We start from the raw sequence: 16001 nt of genomic DNA, 5'->3' as shown, positions 1-16001 counted from the left end.
TTCGCCTCAATGGAGGGTGGCGCCCTGCCCGGCCATGCGCCGCAGACCCTCCGCATCGAGCACGCAGATGTCCCGGCGCCTCACCTCGATGCACTCGAGCCGGTCGAGCCTGGATAGTGCGCGAGTCACGGTCTCGTGCTTGAGGCCCAGGAAACTTGCGATGTCGGCGCGTCCCATGCGCAGCAGGAAATGGCGTGGGCTGAAGCCCAGCCGCAGGTGCCGCTCGGCCATGTCCAGCAGGAACGCAGCGACGCGCTGCTCCGCCGTAAGCGTACCCAACGCCAGCATCCAGGCGCGGTCGTTGCGGATCTCTTCGGCCAGCGCCGCGGTCAGGCGGCTTTGCAGTTCGGGCATCTGCAGGCACGCGTGCAGTACCGGCGGGTAAGGCAGCTCCCAGATCTCGCTGTCGTCCAGCGCTACCACGTCGCATGCGTAATGGGCCAGACCGATGGATTCGACGCCTACTAGCTCGCCCCGCATGCGGAAGCTGGTGACCCGCTCGCGTCCGTCCTCCGACAGATCGCAGGTCTTCAGGAAGCCCGCATGCACGAGATAGATGGCGTGGAACGGCTGTCCTGCGCGATAGGCATGCTGGCCCGATGCGAGCTTGCGGCGTGCGACCTGGACGTGCCTGGACAGTTGCTCCACGTCGATCGGGCCTGCCGAAGCCATCAGGCGCTGTCCCCCAGCGTAGGCAGGAACCGGGGTCTGGGCGACGATGGCATTCATGGCGGTCTCCGGGAAGTCGGCTTACGTTCCCAGACTAGCCAGCCATTGCCACCGCACCGCGACCGTCGCGCAACGCTGCGTAACGATCCGTAACAACCGTGCAACCGCCGGCACGGCACCGGTTCGTAACGGCCAGGTTGACTGCCGGTTGCAGCGCGTCCGTTTCGGGTGGCGGTGCCGACCGGACGATCGCAGCTGGCGGTCTCGCTCGATCCGCGTTTTCCGCGTCAATCGAACCGCAGCACGGCCGTGCGATCGACGACATAGAGCCGGTACGTGCTGGTGGTCACCACGGGACCGGTGCTCCCCAGGCGGGCTAGCAAACGTTCATGCGCCTGGGCTGACGCCGGGTCCGCTTGCGCGCTGAGGTTGGTGATGCCTTGCACGTAGAGGTCGAGAAAACTGTTTGTCTGGAAGGCCGCCCCTCCTGCGATGTACGGCGTAATCAGCGATCGCACCAGCGGAATCTGCCCGATGACGTGGGCGGTTACCGGCGCGTAACCGTCGGAGCCCTCGATGAGGAGCGAGTCGATGCCACGGGTCGCCTTCAATTGGGCCAGATCGTCCGCCAAGCGGGCGCCGATGCGTGACTCGTAGAGCCTCTGCTCGTTCAGTGCGTTGCCGTATGCGCTCGCCAACGACGCCATGCCAAGCGCGAGTGCACACGCGGCCACCCCGAACCATCGGGGCGAACGGCCCCACTTCTCGAAGGATGCATGCATGACCACGAGCGACATCACCAGCAACGCGCCGATCCCCATCAAGACGCGTGCGCTGATTTCAGGCGAAGCCAGCACCAGCATGGGCCCAAGCGCAAGCACCGAGGCGATCAGCGGAACCAGCAGGGCGATCACCGCCAGCACCACCACCGCGAAGCTGCCGATCTTGGAACGCTGTCCGGCTGCATAGCGCAAACCGACCGCGACCGGGGTCAGCCCCAACAGCAACAAGATCGGGGCGTACACGGTCCACCAGTGCGCATCGAGGCTTGCCCCGACAAAGCGGTAGAAATCCAGGTAGTTCAGATAGAACTGCTGCCATTGGCCGGCGTGGATAGGGGTAGCCGCTTTCTTTACCCAGCCGCTGATGTGGATGCCCACCGTCACCTCGTAGGCCGCCATCGTCACCAGCGTCTGCAGGAACCGCGACAGCGCCATGCGTGCGAGCGTGCGGGGTGGTGCGTCCTCGACCTGGGCGTGCACGATTTCCATGAACGCGAAGACCAGGTACACGTCGATGGCCGGCTGGTAGAAGTTGAGGCTCGCGAACAAAGCGAGCACTCCCAGCCACCAGCGCCGAACGGTGTCTTGGTCCAGCACCACCGGGACCAGCGCGAGCAGGATCGCCAGGCTCATGCTGAGCGCATCGAACTTGAAGGAAAGGTTGCCCAGGTAGAACGGCTGCGCTCCGAGCGGCAGGGTCGCCAGCGCAGCCATCCAGGGCGAACGTATCGCAAAGCGCCTGGCGATCAAGACGCCAGCCCAGGCAAGAACGGCCACCGCCCCGATTTGCGTCAACGGGGAGATATCGACCATGGCATGGTCGTACGCCTGCAAGGCGCGCATCAGAAACGTCGTCAGCGGGCGACCGTTGGAGTCCCAGCTCGCCCGCCCGAACAAAGCCCGCTTGATGTCGTCGTTGTAATACTCGTCGGCACGCAGGATGGGGAAAACGATGATGCCGTACAGCGCGAAGAGGATCAGGAACGTCCACCGCTCACCGTAGGCGACGTCACCGGGAACGACAGCTCGACTGCTCGATGGGCTCGTGTACGTCATGGTGAGCGCGCAAGGGAAGGACCAGGGTTGCCTGCGTCGGCGCGTTTGGGCATGCAGGCAGCGTGGATATTCAGGGATCCGCTTGTCCGGTCGCTGCCGCTGACGACCGTCGCATCCACCGATCGCCGCCAGGTACCGCCGAACTCATCGCGGCGGCTCCAGGACGAGCTCGCCAGCGCCCACGGTGGGAATGCTTCCATACCTCAGAGCCGTCGGGTTGCCGCGTTTGCGGCGGCGCGAGCGGGAACAGCAGAACGAGGCATTTGCTGTCACCTCCTGGCAAGGAGCGTCGAACCTAGGGTGCCGCTCTTTCGGGTTCCTTTCGGCGCGGCTCCGAGGGTTCGCGTCGAGCATAAAGGCGGGCGCATTGCCGCGCGCTTGTGCCCCGGCTTAGCGGGCCGGGCACAGAGCTCTGCAGAGAGACACCGGTGGAACAGGTCCAGGCATCCGCGGTTCGGTCCGGCGGCCGAAGGACCCTCAGCCGTCGCCGGAATGCGCAACCAGCACGGCCGCGCCGCTGAGCCTGCCGTGGCGCAGGTCGTCGAGCGCATCGTTCGCCGCCTCCAGCGGGTAGGGTTGCGTCGCGGCGTGTACCCCTGCGCTGGCGGCTTCGGCGAAGAAGGCGTGGGCATCGGCGCGAGTCAGGTTGGCGACCGAAACCAGCTCCCGTTCTTCCCACAGCAACCGGTAGGGAAACGCCGGGATATCCGACATGTGGATGCCGCCGCACACCACCCGGCCGCCCTTGCGCACAGCCTTGAGCGCGAGCGGCACGAGTTCGCCGGCGGGCGCGAAAATGAGCGCCGCGTCGAGCGGCTCCGGCGCGGGTGCATCGGCGTTGCCGGCCCACACCACGCCCAGCGAGCGGGCGAACGCTTGCGCCGCCAGGTCGTCCGTCCGGGTGAACGCCAATACCCGCCGGCCCTGGTGGCGAGCTACCTGGGTCATCAGGTGTGCAGCGGCGCCGAAGCCGTAGATGCCGATCGTTCGCGCCCGTCCCGTGCGGGACAGCGCTCGCCACCCGATCAGGCCCGCGCACAGGAGCGGGGCCGTCGCGATGGGGTCGGCATCCTCGCCCAACGGGATGCAGTAGTCGGCACGCGCGACCAGATGGCTCGCGTAGCCACCGGGTCGGGTGTAACCGGTGAAGCCAGGTGCGTCGCACAGATTCTCGCGACCGGCAAGGCAGTACTCGCACACGCCACAGGTCGAACCCAGCCAGGGCACCCCTACGCGCTGGCCCAGGCCGATCCGGTGGGCGCCCTTGCCAAGCACATCGACGCGGCCGACCACCTCGTGTCCGGGAATCATGGGCGGTGCCACTGCGGGCAGCTCCCCGTCCACTACGTGCAGGTCGGTACGGCACACGCCGCAGGTTTCGACGCGCAACCGCACTTCGCCCGGTCCGGGCTCGGGGTCGGCCTGATGCCGCAGCACCAATGGCTTGCCTACCGCCTCGAGCACCATGGCACGCATGGGGCAGGTCAATGGCGGAACAGCACGGGCAACCGCGCATTCCATAACACGTGTCGGGTGGCACCGCCCAACGCCCATTCGCTGAAGCGGCTGCGGCCGTAGGCGCCCATCACCAGCAGATCGGCATGGAAGCGATCGGCTTGTTCCAGCAATGCCTCGCCGACCCCATGCTCGTTGGTGAGCAGATCCTGCGAGCGGGCGCGGATTCCATGTCGCTTGAGATAGGCGTCGATGTCGAAGGGCGGCTTCCAGGTGACCTCCTGGAACGTCTCCTTGGGCGCGCCGCGCAGCAACAGCACCTCGTGCGCCCGCTGCAGCACCGGCAAGGCTGCGTGCACCGCACGGATGGCCTCGGACGACCCGTTCCATGCAACGGCCACATGCGAAAGCGACACCGCTTGCACCGGCTGGGGCGGTACCACGATGCACGGGAGGCCCACTGCCAGGATCAGCTCCGCCAGGTCGGAAGGCGATGCCCATGCATGTTCCGGATTGCGCTCGAGCACGAGCAGGTCGTGCCAGCACGCGATCTGCACGAGCGCAGCGGCCAGGTTGCCTTGTCCCACCACCCAGGCGGCGTGCTCGATGCCCATGCCGCTGGCCCAACTGACGAACGGCCGCTCGGCCGCCAGTGCGCCCGCTTCGAGCGTCCGGCATGTCTCCAGCACGGCCTCGATCAGCTCCGGCGAGCTGAAGCTCGGCGTGGCATACAGTGGCGATGGGTAGACGTACGCCCCCGTGACCGACGCCTGCAGCAGACTCGCCAATTGCGTGCCGTAACGGGCCGCGCGCGGCCAGTTTTCGAAATTGATGGTGTTGACCAGGATGTCGTACATGGCAGTGCCTCCAGGACGCGCGCCAGGACAGCGGCAGCGTCGCGGCGACACTAGGCGATCGGGCAGCGGCCAAGGTGATGCAGGTCAACTGGCGCGCGCGGCCGTCAAGCCACCAAGTGCTGACCTAGGTCAAATCCGGCTCTCGCCGCTGCGTCACGCTCCACGAGCGGACGTCATCCGCTCCGATGGAGTCCTACCGTGCGCGACATCGCGGTCCACAGCCCCGGGTACCGCACCTGGCATGGCAGCGTGCGCTACGCGGCGCAGCTTGCCGCCTCCATGCAGGCGGCGTTGACCGGCCTCTTCGTCGCCCCGCGAACCGCGCCGGCACCGGGGCCGCCGAGACTGGCTGCGGAAGTGGTCGCCTACGCACAGGATGACTTGCAGCAGGCGATGCTCGCCGGCCGCGACTTCGCCGCGTGGGCTAGCCAGCTGGGCGTGTCCGATACCTTCTGGCAGGTGGCCATCGGCCAGCCACCCGATGTCCTGGCGATGATCGGGGACTGGCACGACCTGGTGGTGCTGCAGGGCCATGCATCGCCCGGCCTTGCGTCCGAACGCCTGATCTGCGAAGTCCTGCTTTCCGGTACCGCATGCATCGTCGTGCCGGAAGCCAGCATCGCGCCTGGCGGTCCGGTGCACGCGATGGTCGCCTGGAACGGCACGGCGGCATCCACCCGCGCCCTGCATGCCGCATTGCCCTTGCTGCGCGCCGCCGAGGAGGTATCGGTGCTGCAGCAGGGCACCGAACACGGCGGTGGCGCCGGCTCCGGCGCTCTTGCGCACCTGCGCGCACACAACGTACCGGTTCGCGCCGTGGAGACGGTGGCGGGCTCGGACGAGGCCGCGAGCGAACAACTGCTCGACTATGCCGGCGATACCCGCGCGGACTTGATCGTCATGGGCGCCAGCGGCAGTCGCCGCTCCGCAGAGCGATGCCTGGGGCCGACCACGAGCAGCCTGTTGGCCCGCAGTCCCCTGCCCGTATTCCTTAGGTTCTGAGCCGAAAAAAAAGGGGCGCTTGCGCGCCCCGTGGCAGGTGGCATCTAGACGATGCGCACGCGGTTCTCCACCGTGCGCACGCCAGGCGCCGACCAGGCGGCCCGCTCGACTGCCTGGCGCTCTTCCCAGTCGTCGACGCGCCCATCGATGGCCACGGCTCCATTGGCGTGGATGTCGACCTTGATCCGGTCCGCTTCCACTTCCGCATGCCGCTTGAGCGCATCGACGATGTTCTTGCGCACGTCGCCCGCCTGCACGTGCGGCTCGACCATGATGTCGTTGGATACGCCCGTCACGCCGGAAAGCTTGCGCACATCCGCCTCGGCTGCCTGGCGCTGGTAGTTCCAGGGAACCTCGCCGGTCAGGGTGACCCAACCATCGGACACCTTGACGTGAATCCGGTCCGCGGGCGTCAGGTCGTCCCAGGCCATGATGTTGAGAACACGCTTGGCGATGTCGTCGTCGCTGAGCTTCTTGTCGCCGGGCAGCTGCACTCCGAGTTTCTGGGCGATCGCCTTCACTCCGTTGACGCGCCAGGTCGCGCGCTCGGCGGCAACCTTCTGGGCGTAGCTCGAAACGTGCCCCGTCAACGTCACCACGCCATCCTTGGCCATGACGGCAATGTTCGATGCATCGACGCTCGGTTCGAAGTCCAGTTCCTCCAGTACGTCGTCTCTCAGGCTCAGGTCGCTCATGGCACACCTCGATTTCTGTGGTGGGGAAACCCATCAGGCCATCGCGCACCGGGCTGCCATTTGAGGCAGATCAAATCTTCCGCTTGCGCGCCCGGTGATTGACTCCGGTCAACCCATGGAGCGCCGCGTCCGTGCCAAGGTGCATGCACCTTCCGGCGGATCCACCGCGATGACCCTTTCCTACGTTTGTCATGGCGCGGCCCGCGAAGTCACCGGTTCCTGCCACCTCGTCGAATGCGAGGGCCATCGGATACTGGTCGATTGCGGCATGTTCCAGGGCGACCGCGACACCGAAGCGGCCAATGCCGAGCCGTTCGGCTTCGACCCCTCATCCATCGATGCGTTGCTGCTCACCCATGCGCACCTTGACCACTGCGGCCGCATCCCCCGACTCGTGCGCCAGGGATTCCACGGGCGCATCCTCGCCACCTCGGCGACCCGCGAACTGGTCCGCGTGGTCCTGCTCGATGCCGCCAGCCTGCAGGCCGAGGATGCGGCCCATGCGCGCCGTACCGACCGCAACGATGTTGCCCTTGCGGCGCCGCTGTACGACCTGGACGATGCCTTGCATGCGCTGGATTTCTTCGAACCGGGCATCGGCTATGACCAGCCCATCCAGGTCGTCCCCGGCATCGTCGCGCGGTTCCTGGATGCGGGCCACATCCTGGGCTCGGCTTCCATCCTGCTCGACGTTCAGGTCGGCGAGGCGCACCGCTCGGTAGTGTTCTCCGGCGACCTGGGCAACCCCGGGCGGCCGCTGCTGCGCGACCCGATGCCCGCTCCCGCTGCCGACTACGTGGTGATGGAGTGCACCTACGGCGATCGGCCGCACCGTTCGCTGCCCGACTCCGTCCAGGAGCTGTTCCAGGCGATCCGCGAAACGGCCCGTCGCCACGGCAACGTGGTGATCCCGACCTTTGCGCTGGAGCGCGCGCAGGAACTCCTCTACTACATCCACCAGGGCTTGCGCGGGGGCGCCATCCCGGCGCACGTGAGGGTGTTCCTGGATTCACCCATGGCCATTTCGGCCACCGAAATCTTCCGGCGGCATCCGGAGTGCTTCGACCGGGCATTCCTGGACACATTGCACCACGGCGATCCGTTCGCCATGGAAGGGCTGCACTTCACCCGCAGCAGCAGCGAGTCGATGGCCATCAACAACATCGACGGCGGCGCGGTGATCCTGGCGGGCTCGGGTATGTGCAACGGAGGCCGCGTGCGCCACCACCTGAAACACAACCTCTGGCGGGAGCGCAGTTCGGTGGTGTTCGTCGGCTACGCGGCGGACGGCACGCTGGCCCGCCGCATCATCGACGGCGCGGCCAGCGTGCGTGTGTTCAACGAGGACATTCCGGTGCGCGCGCAGGTATGGACCATCAACGGCTTTTCCGCCCATGCCGACCGCCCTGCCCTGCTGGCCTGGCTGGGCGAGCTGCCGCGAGAGCAGGTCCTGCTGGTGCACGGCGAGTACGGGCGCGGCATGCATTCGTTCGCACAGATCCTCGCATCCCGCGGCCGGCCTCCCCTGATGCCGCAGAGGGGCGAACGCATAACGCTCCTGTAGTTTCGACTTGCGGCGGCGGTGCCTCCTTCAGGCCGCGAAGCCGACCGTCTGCGCCAGCAGCACGCGCTGACGGGCGCCCAGTCCCAGCGTCCTTACCAAGCTGCTCCGGTCAACCAGTCCGCGTACGACGGTGGCCAGCCCCGCGGCGGCGCAGAACAGATAGACGTTCTGCGCCATGGTCCCGGCGTCGACGCCGCAGTAGAACCGCCGCTCCAGCGGCTCGGTCACTTCCATCCGCGCAAGGTCGGCCACGTAAACCAGCTCCAGCGCGGCCGTGCCCACGAAATCCTGCAGGCCCGTCGACGCGCGCACGTCCCTCGACAGCACCGGATACAGGCAGTGGTCTTCCGGCCCGTAACGCCAGGCCCCTGCGGACGTCGCGACGTAGATGTCGATCTCGCGCCAGTTGCGTGCCGACGGCGCCGTCCGCCCACCGGTTTCGGGACGGTTGACGCCGCATGCGGCCCACAGCAGGTCGGACAGCAACTGCTCCGGCACGGCCCGGTCGTTATAGACGCGGGTACTGTGGCGCCGTGTGAGCGCACTAAGCAACGACATGCCGCCTTCCCTGTGGGGCGCGGGCAACGACGCATGGCTTCGGATCTGTATGTCCATGAGACACCTCGGAAGCATGGCATGCGCAGCCGAGGGCGCGGGATGCGCAGGCGGCGCGCAGAGGCCTAGTCATGAAGCAGGTGAACGGATGACGTTGGCGCCCGCGCCCGTTCCGCCGCTGCCGGCCTTGCCGCCAAAGACCCGGGTCGCTATGAACCGTTGGTCTGGTTGCTCTGGTCGGGCTGCTGTGCCTGGCCGGCCATGTCGACCACCAGCGTCACCCTGCGGTTTTCCCCGCCCTCGTCATGCGTCTTGCCAGGCATGTTCTGGCGGTTCCTGGCCTCGCCGTAGCTCACTGCGCGCACCTTGTCGGCCGGCAGGCCGCCACTGCTGACCAGGTAGTCACGCACCGCCTCCGCGCGCTTCCTGCCCAGGCGCTGGTTGTAGCCGGCGGATCCGGCCGGGTCGGCGAAGCCTTCCACCGTGACCAGAGCCTGGGGGTGGTATTGCTGGATCACCTTGGCGAAGTCATCCAGCAGCGCTTTGTCCTGGTCCTCAAGCGAGGCCTTGTCGAACGCGAAGTGCGCGATGGCGTCGACCCGGATGCGGCCGGCAGCCTGGCTGATCGCGGCATCGTAATGCGCGAACTTTTGCCGCATCTCCTGCTCCATCTGGTCGCTGCGCTGCTCCTGGTTCTGCAACCGCGACTCGATCTGACCGATCCTGGCGTCGTAGTCCGTCTGCTTGACGTACCCGCGGTCGGCGCAACCGGCCGCGGCGAGCACGGCCAGGCTTAGCGACAGCCAGATCCATGGGTGCATTGCGTTTTTCATACAGCCCTCCCGGGCGATGTGCCCTCCGGCGCCCGCGCCGCGAGGTGCGGGCAATGACCTCCTGCGGCAGGAACGCTAGTCCGGCAACCGGACCGCGATTTGACGCACATCAAGTGCGACAGCCGCCGTACCTGACGGCGTCAGTGCTGCAGCAGGACGGGAATCTGCGCATGCTGGAGTACGTAGCGAGTGGCCCCACCTATCACGCGCTCCCGCAGGCGCGAATGCGCGAACGCGCCCATCACGATCAGGTCGGCGCCGACCTGATCCGCCTTCTTCAGCAACGACGCGCCGGCCGTGCGTGCGGGGATGCCTACGCACACCGGGTCGGCTTCCACGCCGTGCCGGGACATGTACACGAAGGGTTCGAAGTGAGGCAGGTAGCACTCGCCCTCCGGGCTGTGCGGCCTGCCGCCATCGAGCAGCACGACCCGCCTGGCATCCTGCAGGAAGGGCAGCGCGGCATGGATGGCCCGCGTGGCTTCGGCGCTGCCGTCCCAGGCCACCAGCACGCGGGCGAGCTGGGCATCCCGACTCCAGCCGGGCGGCAGAATCAGGCTGGGCAACCGGCAGGACAGAAGTACTTCGCCGAGCAGTTCGGACAGGCTCTCCCCATTGACCACGTCGCGTTCCAGCACGGCCAGGCTGTGCCAGGCGCCCAGCTCGCGGAGCACGCGCGCGAGGCCGGTGTGCGCGACTACCCAGGATGCGTGCGGCACGCCCTTCGATCGTGCGAAGGATCTGAATTCATCGCCCTCCTTGAAATCCCGGACAGGCGTATCCAACAGCAGGCCGAGCACCGAGGGTTCGCTCTCGGGGCCATGCAGCATCCGCAGCGATTCATCGACAAAGCAGCCGGTCAACAGGCTCTGCCATCGCGAAGCCAGCGTCGCAGCCACCCGTACGGCCGGGTTCCAGGGTGACGTGCTGGTGGCGACGGCGACGATGTCGGAAGGCCGGTTGGCGGCGAGGGCCGACTCCCTGGCGACGACGCCCGGCTCCTGGGTGGGGGAATGGGAAACCACGTTCATGGCGCTCCTCACAAGGTCAGCGTATGGATGGCCTGCGTGGGATCGTTCGGGTCGAGCGAACGCTTGAATCCCAGGTAGGCAGCCAACTCCTGCATGGGCTGGTTGTCCGCTGCATCGACCGAATACATCTGCCGGAAACCGCGCTTGCGGGCCATGTCGATGAGGTGGCGCATCAGCACCACGGCCAATCCGCGGTGCCGCCAGTGGTCTGCCACCGTAACCGCGCATTCGCACTGCGCGCCGTCGTTCGATGCGCTGTATCGGCTCACGCCGACCTCGTGCAGGTGGCCATCCTCATGCGCCAGCGCCACGTAGGCCATCCGCTTGTCGTAGTCGACATCCATCAGCTGGTCGACCAGCTCAGGGCTCGCCTCGCGGAAGCTGCACAGGAAACGCAGGCGCTTGCTGTCCGGCGACATCGCGCGCAGGAATTCCTCCTCGCGTGCGCGGTCGTCGGGGCGCAGCGGACGGATCAGCACGACCGTACCGTCGCGCAGATGGTCGATCCAATGCGTTCCCTCGAGCAGGATCGGGGCGCGCAGCGGTGAAGCGTCGGTCGATAGGGTGGCCATGGAGGGAACCTCGGCGCGTTGGGTGGTACCCCTGTGGCCGCATTGGGACATGGCATGCGCCGCCCGGGATTGATCCTCATCAACTCCGCGCGTGGTTGTGGTCCAGGCGGGCGGAACGCCATAACGACCAGGCACGACGCGAGCCGCTGACCATGGCGGGTAGCAAGGCAAGCCAGCAGAGCAGCGCCAGCACCACCAGGGCGGTGGCCGCTGCGGTGGCAGGCCCGGGAGTGGCCAGGGCAAGCAACCCACGCACGGGCGGTATGCCCAGCACCACCACCAGCATCGCGGTCAGGCCGGCCACCATGACCAGCCACCAGCGGTTGCCCTGCCCTGGCGCCGCCGTGGCATGGCGCTGGCGGTGGACAAGCACCAGCAGGAGAAGGCAGGCAGCCAGCCCGACGAACATCACGGTACGCGCCGCCGCCGCGCTCCATCCCAACGACAGCACGATTCCGCAACCGCACACCAGGATGATCGCCAGCCCGCCGCCCTGGCCCAGCGCGTAGGCGAGCTTCGCCGGCGCGAACGGCGATGCCGACGAGGGGCGCGGCGGACGCTGCATGATGTCGGGCGCCTCCGGCTCCGCCTCGAACACCAGCGAGCACGCAGGATCGATGACCAGCTGCAGCAGGACGATGTGTGCAGGCAGCAGCAGCATCGGCCAGTGCAACAGCGCCGGCATCAGCGCCAGCGCGATCACCGGCGCGTGCACGGCGAACACGTAGGCCGTTGCATGGGAGATGTTGTCGTAGATCCGCCGCCCCTGGCGTAACGCCTTCACGATGCTGGCAAAGCTGTCGTCCTGCAGCACCAGGGCGGCCGCTTCGCGCGCCACGTCGGTGCCGCGCTGGCCCATCGCGATGCCGATGTCGGCTGCCTTCAATGCGGGCGCATCGTTGACCCCGTCGCCGGTCATCGCCACGACCTCGCCCTGCTGCTGGAACAGGCGCACCAGGCGGAGCTTCTGCTCGGGGCGCAGCCTCGCGCAGATGTCGACGCGATGGAGGCGCTCGCGCAGGAGGCCATCGTCGAGCGCGTCGATGCGATCGCCCGTCAGCACCTCGCGGCCCGGTGCCATGCCGATCCGGTCGCCGACGGCGCGTGCGGTCACCGGGTGGTCGCCGGTTAGCATGAGCACGCGTACGCCGGCCTGCCGGCATTCGGCCACGGCAGCGGATACGCCCTCCCGCGGGGGATCGCCGAAGCCGGCGAAGCCGAGCAGGCGGTAGGAAAAATCACGCTGGCTCTCAGGCCATTCCGGCCCCTGCCACTGCGCCCGGGCCACGCCCAGCACGCGCAGGCCTTTCGCGGCCAGCGCCTCCGCCTGCGCCACCGCCATGGCTGCGTCGGGCGGCGCCAGCCGGCACAGTGCGACGATCGCCTCGGGAGCACCCTTGGCCGCCAGCAAGTGAAGACCCAATGCGCCGGTGGCGAATGCGCGCGTCATTGCCAGCACCTCGTGCGAAAGCGCGTACTCGCGCACGGGCGCTGTTTCGGCGTCGCTCCCGAGGTCATCGGGATACCGGGCGGCGTAGACGTGAATGGCTTGTTCCATCGGGTCGAAGGACGATGCAGGTGTCGCCAAAAGCAGGCAACGCAGCAGCTCGCCGAATCCGGCCGGGAGCGCGGGCTCGGCTTCGCCCACCTCGCCGCCGTCCGGCCTGGCCAGCACCATGAGTCGCATGCGGTTCTGCGTCAGGGTGCCGGTCTTGTCCACCGCCAGCACCGTCACGGCGCCGAGTGCCTCCACCGCGGCCATGCGGCGGGTGAGTACCTGGTGGCGGGCCATGCGCCATGCGCCCATCGCGAAGAACACGGTGAGGATCACCGGGAGCTCTTCCGGGAGGATCGCCATGCTCAATGCGACGCCCGAGAGGATGCTGTCGAGCAGCCCGGCACCGTCCCATAGCCAGCGCAGCAAGGTGTAGCCGATCGCGAGCAACACTGCCGCCACGGCCAGCGCGCGCACGAGCCGGCCCGAGGCGCGTTGCATGCCCGACGGCGTCTCCTGGGTAGAAGCCAGGGCCAGCCCGATCCTGCCCATGGCGGTGGCCGGCCCGGTGGCCACCACATCGGCGAGCCCCCTCCCCTTGGTCACCACCGTGCCCGCGGACACGCGCGCGGCTTCTCCGCCGGGAAGCCGCGTGACGGCCGCGGCCTCGCCGGTCAGCAGGGACTCGTCCACCTCCAGCAAGCCCTCGCGAAGCACTGCGTCGGCGGGGATGCGGTCACCCTCGCTCAACACCAGCAGGTCGCCGCGCACCACTTCGGTGGCGGCGATGCGCTGATGGCGCCCCTCGCGGATCACCAGGGCGCGGGGCGCCGACAGGTCGCGCAGGGCTTCCAGCGCCCGCTGCGTCTTGCGTTCCTGGGCGAGCGTGATGCCGATCACGAACACCACCGAGCCGAGCAGGAAGCCGGCCTCGCCGCGATCACCGAGGGCCAGGTAGAGTCCGCCGGCGGTCAGCAGGAGCAGGAACATCGGCTCCAGCAGCACCTTGAGCGCGATGCGCAAGAGCGGCTGATGCTGGCTGCCGGGTAGCGCGTTCAAGCCCTCGCTGGCGAGCCGGCGCCGCGCTTGACCGTGGTCCAGCCCGGTCGCGCGACGGTCCGACGGCGGCGCAACCCCGTTCAATGGCAGACCAGAACAGGAAGCTCGCTGTGGACAAGTACTTTTTGCGTCTCGCTGCCCAGGAGCAGTCTGGTGAGGCCACGCCACCCGTGCGAACCCATGACGATCAGGTCGCAGCCCTTTTCCCGCGCCATCCGCAGGATGACATCGCACGGATGCTTGTCGATCAGGTAGTCGCTGTCGCAGTAGACCCCGGCCTGCTGGCACTTGTCGCGCACCTCTCCCAGATAGCGCTCCGCCCAGCGCACCGACTCCGCCGTATAGCTGGACTCGCTCTGGGGAATGATCTGGCTCATGTACGCCATGGACTGGAACGGCGCTATCACGTGCAGTGCATACACGCGTGCCATGAGCGCCTTGGCCAGTCCGATACCCGCGTCAACCGCCCGGGCAGACACTTCCGAACCGTCCGTCGGCAACAGGATGTGGTTGTACATACGCGTCTCCTTCAGCGGCAGGTGTAGCCGCCATCGATGACCAGTTCGCTGCCGGTGACGAACCTGGCCTCGTCGCTGGCGAGGTAGACCACGCCCCACGCGATGTCGTCGGGCTCGCCCATGTGCCCCAGCGGATGCAGCGCGCCGACCTGCCGCCGCTGCTCGTCGAGGTCGCCACCGTGGCCGGAAAGGAAGCCATGCACCATGGGCGTCCAGATGAAGCCCGGGTGCACCGAGTTGACCCGGATGCCGTCGCGCGCATACAGCAGCGCATCGGTCTTGCTCATCAGCCGCACGGCACCCTTGGATGCGTGATAAGGCGGCACGTCGGCGGCGCCGACCAGGCCGTAGATCGAGGACAGGTTGACGATGCTGCCGCCGCCCGCCCGGCGCATGTGGGGGATCGCGTGCTTCGTGCAGAAGAACACGCCCTTGACGTTGATCGCCTGCACGCGGTCCCACTCTTCTTCGGTCAACTCGTGGGTGGGCTTGTCCGGGCCGGCAATGCCGGCGTTGTTGACGAGGACGTCCAGACGGCCGAAAAGGCTGGCGACTTCGTCGATGGCATGGGCCACCCCGGTCTCCGACGCGACGTCGGCATGAAGGTAGCGCGCCTGGTAGCCGAGCCCGACCAGTTCTCCCGCCAGTTCACGGCCTGAATCGGTCATTCGATCGAGGATCGCCACCTTGGCGCCCTCAGCGGCCATGCGCCGTGCGCACGCGGCACCTATCCCCACCGCGCCGCCAGTCACGATGGCGACTTTGTCCTGGAGCCTGTTCATGGCGTTCTCCGCGCTGGTCGATCGGACGCGGCCAGACTAGGCGGCTGGTCGCCAGGCGACTTGACCCTGGTCAATCCCGCGGCTGCCCAACGCAGGCCGAGCGCGATCCAAACCGACCGGCGCCGATCCGGATCGCTCGTCACGCCGCAGGTCCGCGGCCTGTGTTGATCCTGATCAAAGGACGCTCCCAGTTACCGAACGAGGATGAAAGCCTCGTCGGGAGAAGCGCCATGTACGAGATGATCATCAATGTCGGACAAATGCGGGAGGACACCGCCGCCGTCCAGCTCGGCCTCGCGATTGCGCAACAGCAGCAGGCCTTCGTGGCGGGCGTCCACATCGTCCCGCAGATCCCTTCGGTGACGGCGATCCCCGATGCACTGGCGGTCCTGGAAGCCGAGGAGCAGACGGCGCGCGACTGCGCACCCTGGTGGAGCGAGCTCCGCCGGCGGTGGAACGTGGAAGGCAGTTGGGAGGTCTTTCGCGGGCCGTACGTCCCAGTGCTCGCGGCGCGCTCGCGCATGGCCGACCTGCTCGTCGGCAGCGCGCCCGGCCGGCATGACCTGCCGGTCGGCTGGGACAACATCACCCGCACCCTCTTCGCCGGGGGCGCTCCGGTGCTGCTGGTGCCGGAGACCTATGAGGTGCGAAGCGCTCCCGAACGGGTGCTGGTGGCATGGAACGGGTCGGGAGAATCCACCAAAGCCATTCGCGCCGCCTTGCCCTTGCTGCGCAAGGCGGAGGAAATCCACCTGCTGGACGGATGGCACGAAACCCTGCCGGGTTTCGGTCCACCCACACTTGCCGTAGGCGAGTGGCTGGCACGCCAGGGCGTGACGGTACGGCAGCGCCGCTCGTTCGACCCCGGAGACGACACCGGCGCGCACTTGCTGCGCGAAGCCGATGCCATGCAGGCGGATCTGCTGGTCATGGGCGCCTGGGGTCGCCCGCGGATCAGCGAACTGGTACTCGGCGGCGCGACGCACCACGTGCTTTCGCACACGCATCTGCCGTTGCTGCTCGCGCACTGACACCACTCCCCTACGCACCCGGAAAAGCTTCATCCAAGCGGAGCC

The 16001-nt window shown here is 67.7% G+C and carries 15 protein-coding genes; 3 read left to right on the top strand and 12 right to left on the bottom strand.

Going from position 1 to position 16001, the window contains the following annotated elements; translation table 11 throughout:
* Positions 1-6: 6 nt before the first annotated feature.
* From VGU65_RS06885 to VGU65_RS06870, 4 genes are all read right to left on the bottom strand, one after another.
* Positions 7-729 carry a Crp/Fnr family transcriptional regulator gene (locus VGU65_RS06885; protein ID WP_327474039.1) on the bottom strand — a complete coding sequence of 241 codons (723 nt, stop codon included), beginning with the start codon at positions 727-729 and terminating at the stop codon, positions 7-9.
* 227 nt (positions 730-956) lie between these two features.
* A complete protein-coding gene (locus VGU65_RS06880) occupies positions 957-2507 on the bottom strand; it encodes a glucosyltransferase domain-containing protein (protein ID WP_327474038.1) in 1551 nt (516 codons plus the stop codon).
* A gap of 477 nt (positions 2508-2984) precedes the next feature.
* Positions 2985-3974: a zinc-dependent alcohol dehydrogenase family protein gene (locus VGU65_RS06875; RefSeq protein WP_327474037.1), complete on the bottom strand. Its 990-nt coding sequence runs from the start codon at positions 3972-3974 to the stop codon at positions 2985-2987.
* Between the two features lie 17 nt (positions 3975-3991).
* Entirely contained in the window at positions 3992-4819 is an 828-nt protein-coding gene (locus VGU65_RS06870) for a universal stress protein (protein WP_327474036.1), read from the bottom strand.
* A gap of 198 nt (positions 4820-5017) precedes the next feature.
* Between VGU65_RS06870 and VGU65_RS06865 the strand changes: the two genes are divergently transcribed.
* Positions 5018-5821 carry a universal stress protein gene (locus tag VGU65_RS06865; protein ID WP_327474035.1) on the top strand — a complete coding sequence of 268 codons (804 nt, stop codon included), beginning with the start codon at positions 5018-5020 and terminating at the stop codon, positions 5819-5821.
* A gap of 44 nt (positions 5822-5865) precedes the next feature.
* On the opposite strand, the gene VGU65_RS06860 is transcribed toward VGU65_RS06865, so the two are convergent.
* Positions 5866-6516 carry a BON domain-containing protein gene (locus VGU65_RS06860; protein WP_327474034.1) on the bottom strand — a complete coding sequence of 217 codons (651 nt, stop codon included), beginning with the start codon at positions 6514-6516 and terminating at the stop codon, positions 5866-5868.
* Positions 6517-6685: 169 nt separating this feature from the next.
* On the opposite strand from VGU65_RS06860, the gene VGU65_RS06855 reads away from it, so the two are divergent.
* Positions 6686-8080: an MBL fold metallo-hydrolase gene (locus tag VGU65_RS06855; protein WP_327474033.1), complete on the top strand. Its 1395-nt coding sequence runs from the start codon at positions 6686-6688 to the stop codon at positions 8078-8080.
* 27 nt (positions 8081-8107) lie between these two features.
* Here VGU65_RS06855 and VGU65_RS06850 read toward each other — a convergent pair whose 3' ends face one another.
* From VGU65_RS06850 to VGU65_RS06820, 7 genes are all read right to left on the bottom strand, one after another.
* A complete protein-coding gene (locus VGU65_RS06850; protein ID WP_327474032.1) occupies positions 8108-8695 on the bottom strand; it encodes a nitroreductase family protein in 588 nt (195 codons plus the stop codon).
* A 149-nt stretch (positions 8696-8844) separates the two neighbouring features.
* Entirely contained in the window at positions 8845-9468 is a 624-nt protein-coding gene (locus VGU65_RS06845) for an OmpA family protein (RefSeq protein WP_327474031.1), read from the bottom strand.
* Between the two features lie 140 nt (positions 9469-9608).
* Complete coding sequence (locus VGU65_RS06840; protein WP_327474030.1) at positions 9609-10499, bottom strand: universal stress protein; 891 nt, start codon at positions 10497-10499, stop codon at positions 9609-9611.
* Between the two features lie 8 nt (positions 10500-10507).
* Positions 10508-11071 (bottom strand): GNAT family N-acetyltransferase, encoded by a 564-nt coding sequence (locus tag VGU65_RS06835; protein WP_327474028.1) that lies wholly within the window; start codon positions 11069-11071, stop codon positions 10508-10510.
* A 79-nt stretch (positions 11072-11150) separates the two neighbouring features.
* On the bottom strand, positions 11151-13709 hold the full coding sequence (locus VGU65_RS06830) for a cation-translocating P-type ATPase (RefSeq protein ID WP_327474026.1): 2559 nt from the start codon (positions 13707-13709) through the stop codon (positions 11151-11153).
* Positions 13706-14143 (bottom strand): universal stress protein, encoded by a 438-nt coding sequence (locus VGU65_RS06825; protein WP_327474025.1) that lies wholly within the window; start codon positions 14141-14143, stop codon positions 13706-13708. Before VGU65_RS06825 ends, VGU65_RS06830 begins: the two co-directional genes overlap by 4 nt.
* A gap of 11 nt (positions 14144-14154) precedes the next feature.
* Positions 14155-14925 carry an SDR family NAD(P)-dependent oxidoreductase gene (locus VGU65_RS06820; RefSeq protein ID WP_327474023.1) on the bottom strand — a complete coding sequence of 257 codons (771 nt, stop codon included), beginning with the start codon at positions 14923-14925 and terminating at the stop codon, positions 14155-14157.
* Between the two features lie 230 nt (positions 14926-15155).
* Between VGU65_RS06820 and VGU65_RS06815 the strand changes: the two genes are divergently transcribed.
* Positions 15156-15956, top strand: coding sequence for a universal stress protein (locus tag VGU65_RS06815; protein ID WP_327474022.1), 801 nt, complete (start codon positions 15156-15158; stop codon positions 15954-15956).
* Positions 15957-16001: the final 45 nt, after the last annotated feature.

Origin of the sequence: Frateuria sp., from assembly GCF_035943815.1 — a bacterium.
Lineage (GTDB): Bacteria > Pseudomonadota > Gammaproteobacteria > Xanthomonadales > Rhodanobacteraceae > Frateuria_A.
The sequence above is the reverse complement of the archived record's forward strand: the minus strand, read 5'-3'. Positions and strand labels throughout refer to the sequence as shown.

Bases quoted from the DNA above. Each gene is read 5' to 3' on its own strand.
- VGU65_RS06815 (WP_327474022.1), top strand. From the start codon at position 15,156: ATGTACGAGATGATCATCAATGTCGGACAAATGCGGGAGGACACCGCC.
- VGU65_RS06840 (WP_327474030.1), bottom strand. From the start codon at position 10,499: ATGAACGTGGTTTCCCATTCCCCCACCCAGGAGCCGGGCGTCGTCGCC.
- VGU65_RS06835 (WP_327474028.1), bottom strand. From the start codon at position 11,071: ATGGCCACCCTATCGACCGACGCTTCACCGCTGCGCGCCCCGATCCTG.
- VGU65_RS06845 (WP_327474031.1), bottom strand. From the start codon at position 9,468: ATGAAAAACGCAATGCACCCATGGATCTGGCTGTCGCTAAGCCTGGCC.
- VGU65_RS06880 (WP_327474038.1), bottom strand. From the start codon at position 2,507: ATGACGTACACGAGCCCATCGAGCAGTCGAGCTGTCGTTCCCGGTGAC.
- VGU65_RS06870 (WP_327474036.1), bottom strand. From the start codon at position 4,819: ATGTACGACATCCTGGTCAACACCATCAATTTCGAAAACTGGCCGCGC.
- VGU65_RS06825 (WP_327474025.1), bottom strand. From the start codon at position 14,143: ATGTACAACCACATCCTGTTGCCGACGGACGGTTCGGAAGTGTCTGCC.
- VGU65_RS06855 (WP_327474033.1), top strand. From the start codon at position 6,686: ATGACCCTTTCCTACGTTTGTCATGGCGCGGCCCGCGAAGTCACCGGT.
- VGU65_RS06850 (WP_327474032.1), bottom strand. From the start codon at position 8,695: ATGGACATACAGATCCGAAGCCATGCGTCGTTGCCCGCGCCCCACAGG.
- VGU65_RS06860 (WP_327474034.1), bottom strand. From the start codon at position 6,516: ATGAGCGACCTGAGCCTGAGAGACGACGTACTGGAGGAACTGGACTTC.
- VGU65_RS06820 (WP_327474023.1), bottom strand. From the start codon at position 14,925: ATGAACAGGCTCCAGGACAAAGTCGCCATCGTGACTGGCGGCGCGGTG.
- VGU65_RS06885 (WP_327474039.1), bottom strand. From the start codon at position 729: ATGAATGCCATCGTCGCCCAGACCCCGGTTCCTGCCTACGCTGGGGGA.
- VGU65_RS06875 (WP_327474037.1), bottom strand. From the start codon at position 3,974: ATGGTGCTCGAGGCGGTAGGCAAGCCATTGGTGCTGCGGCATCAGGCC.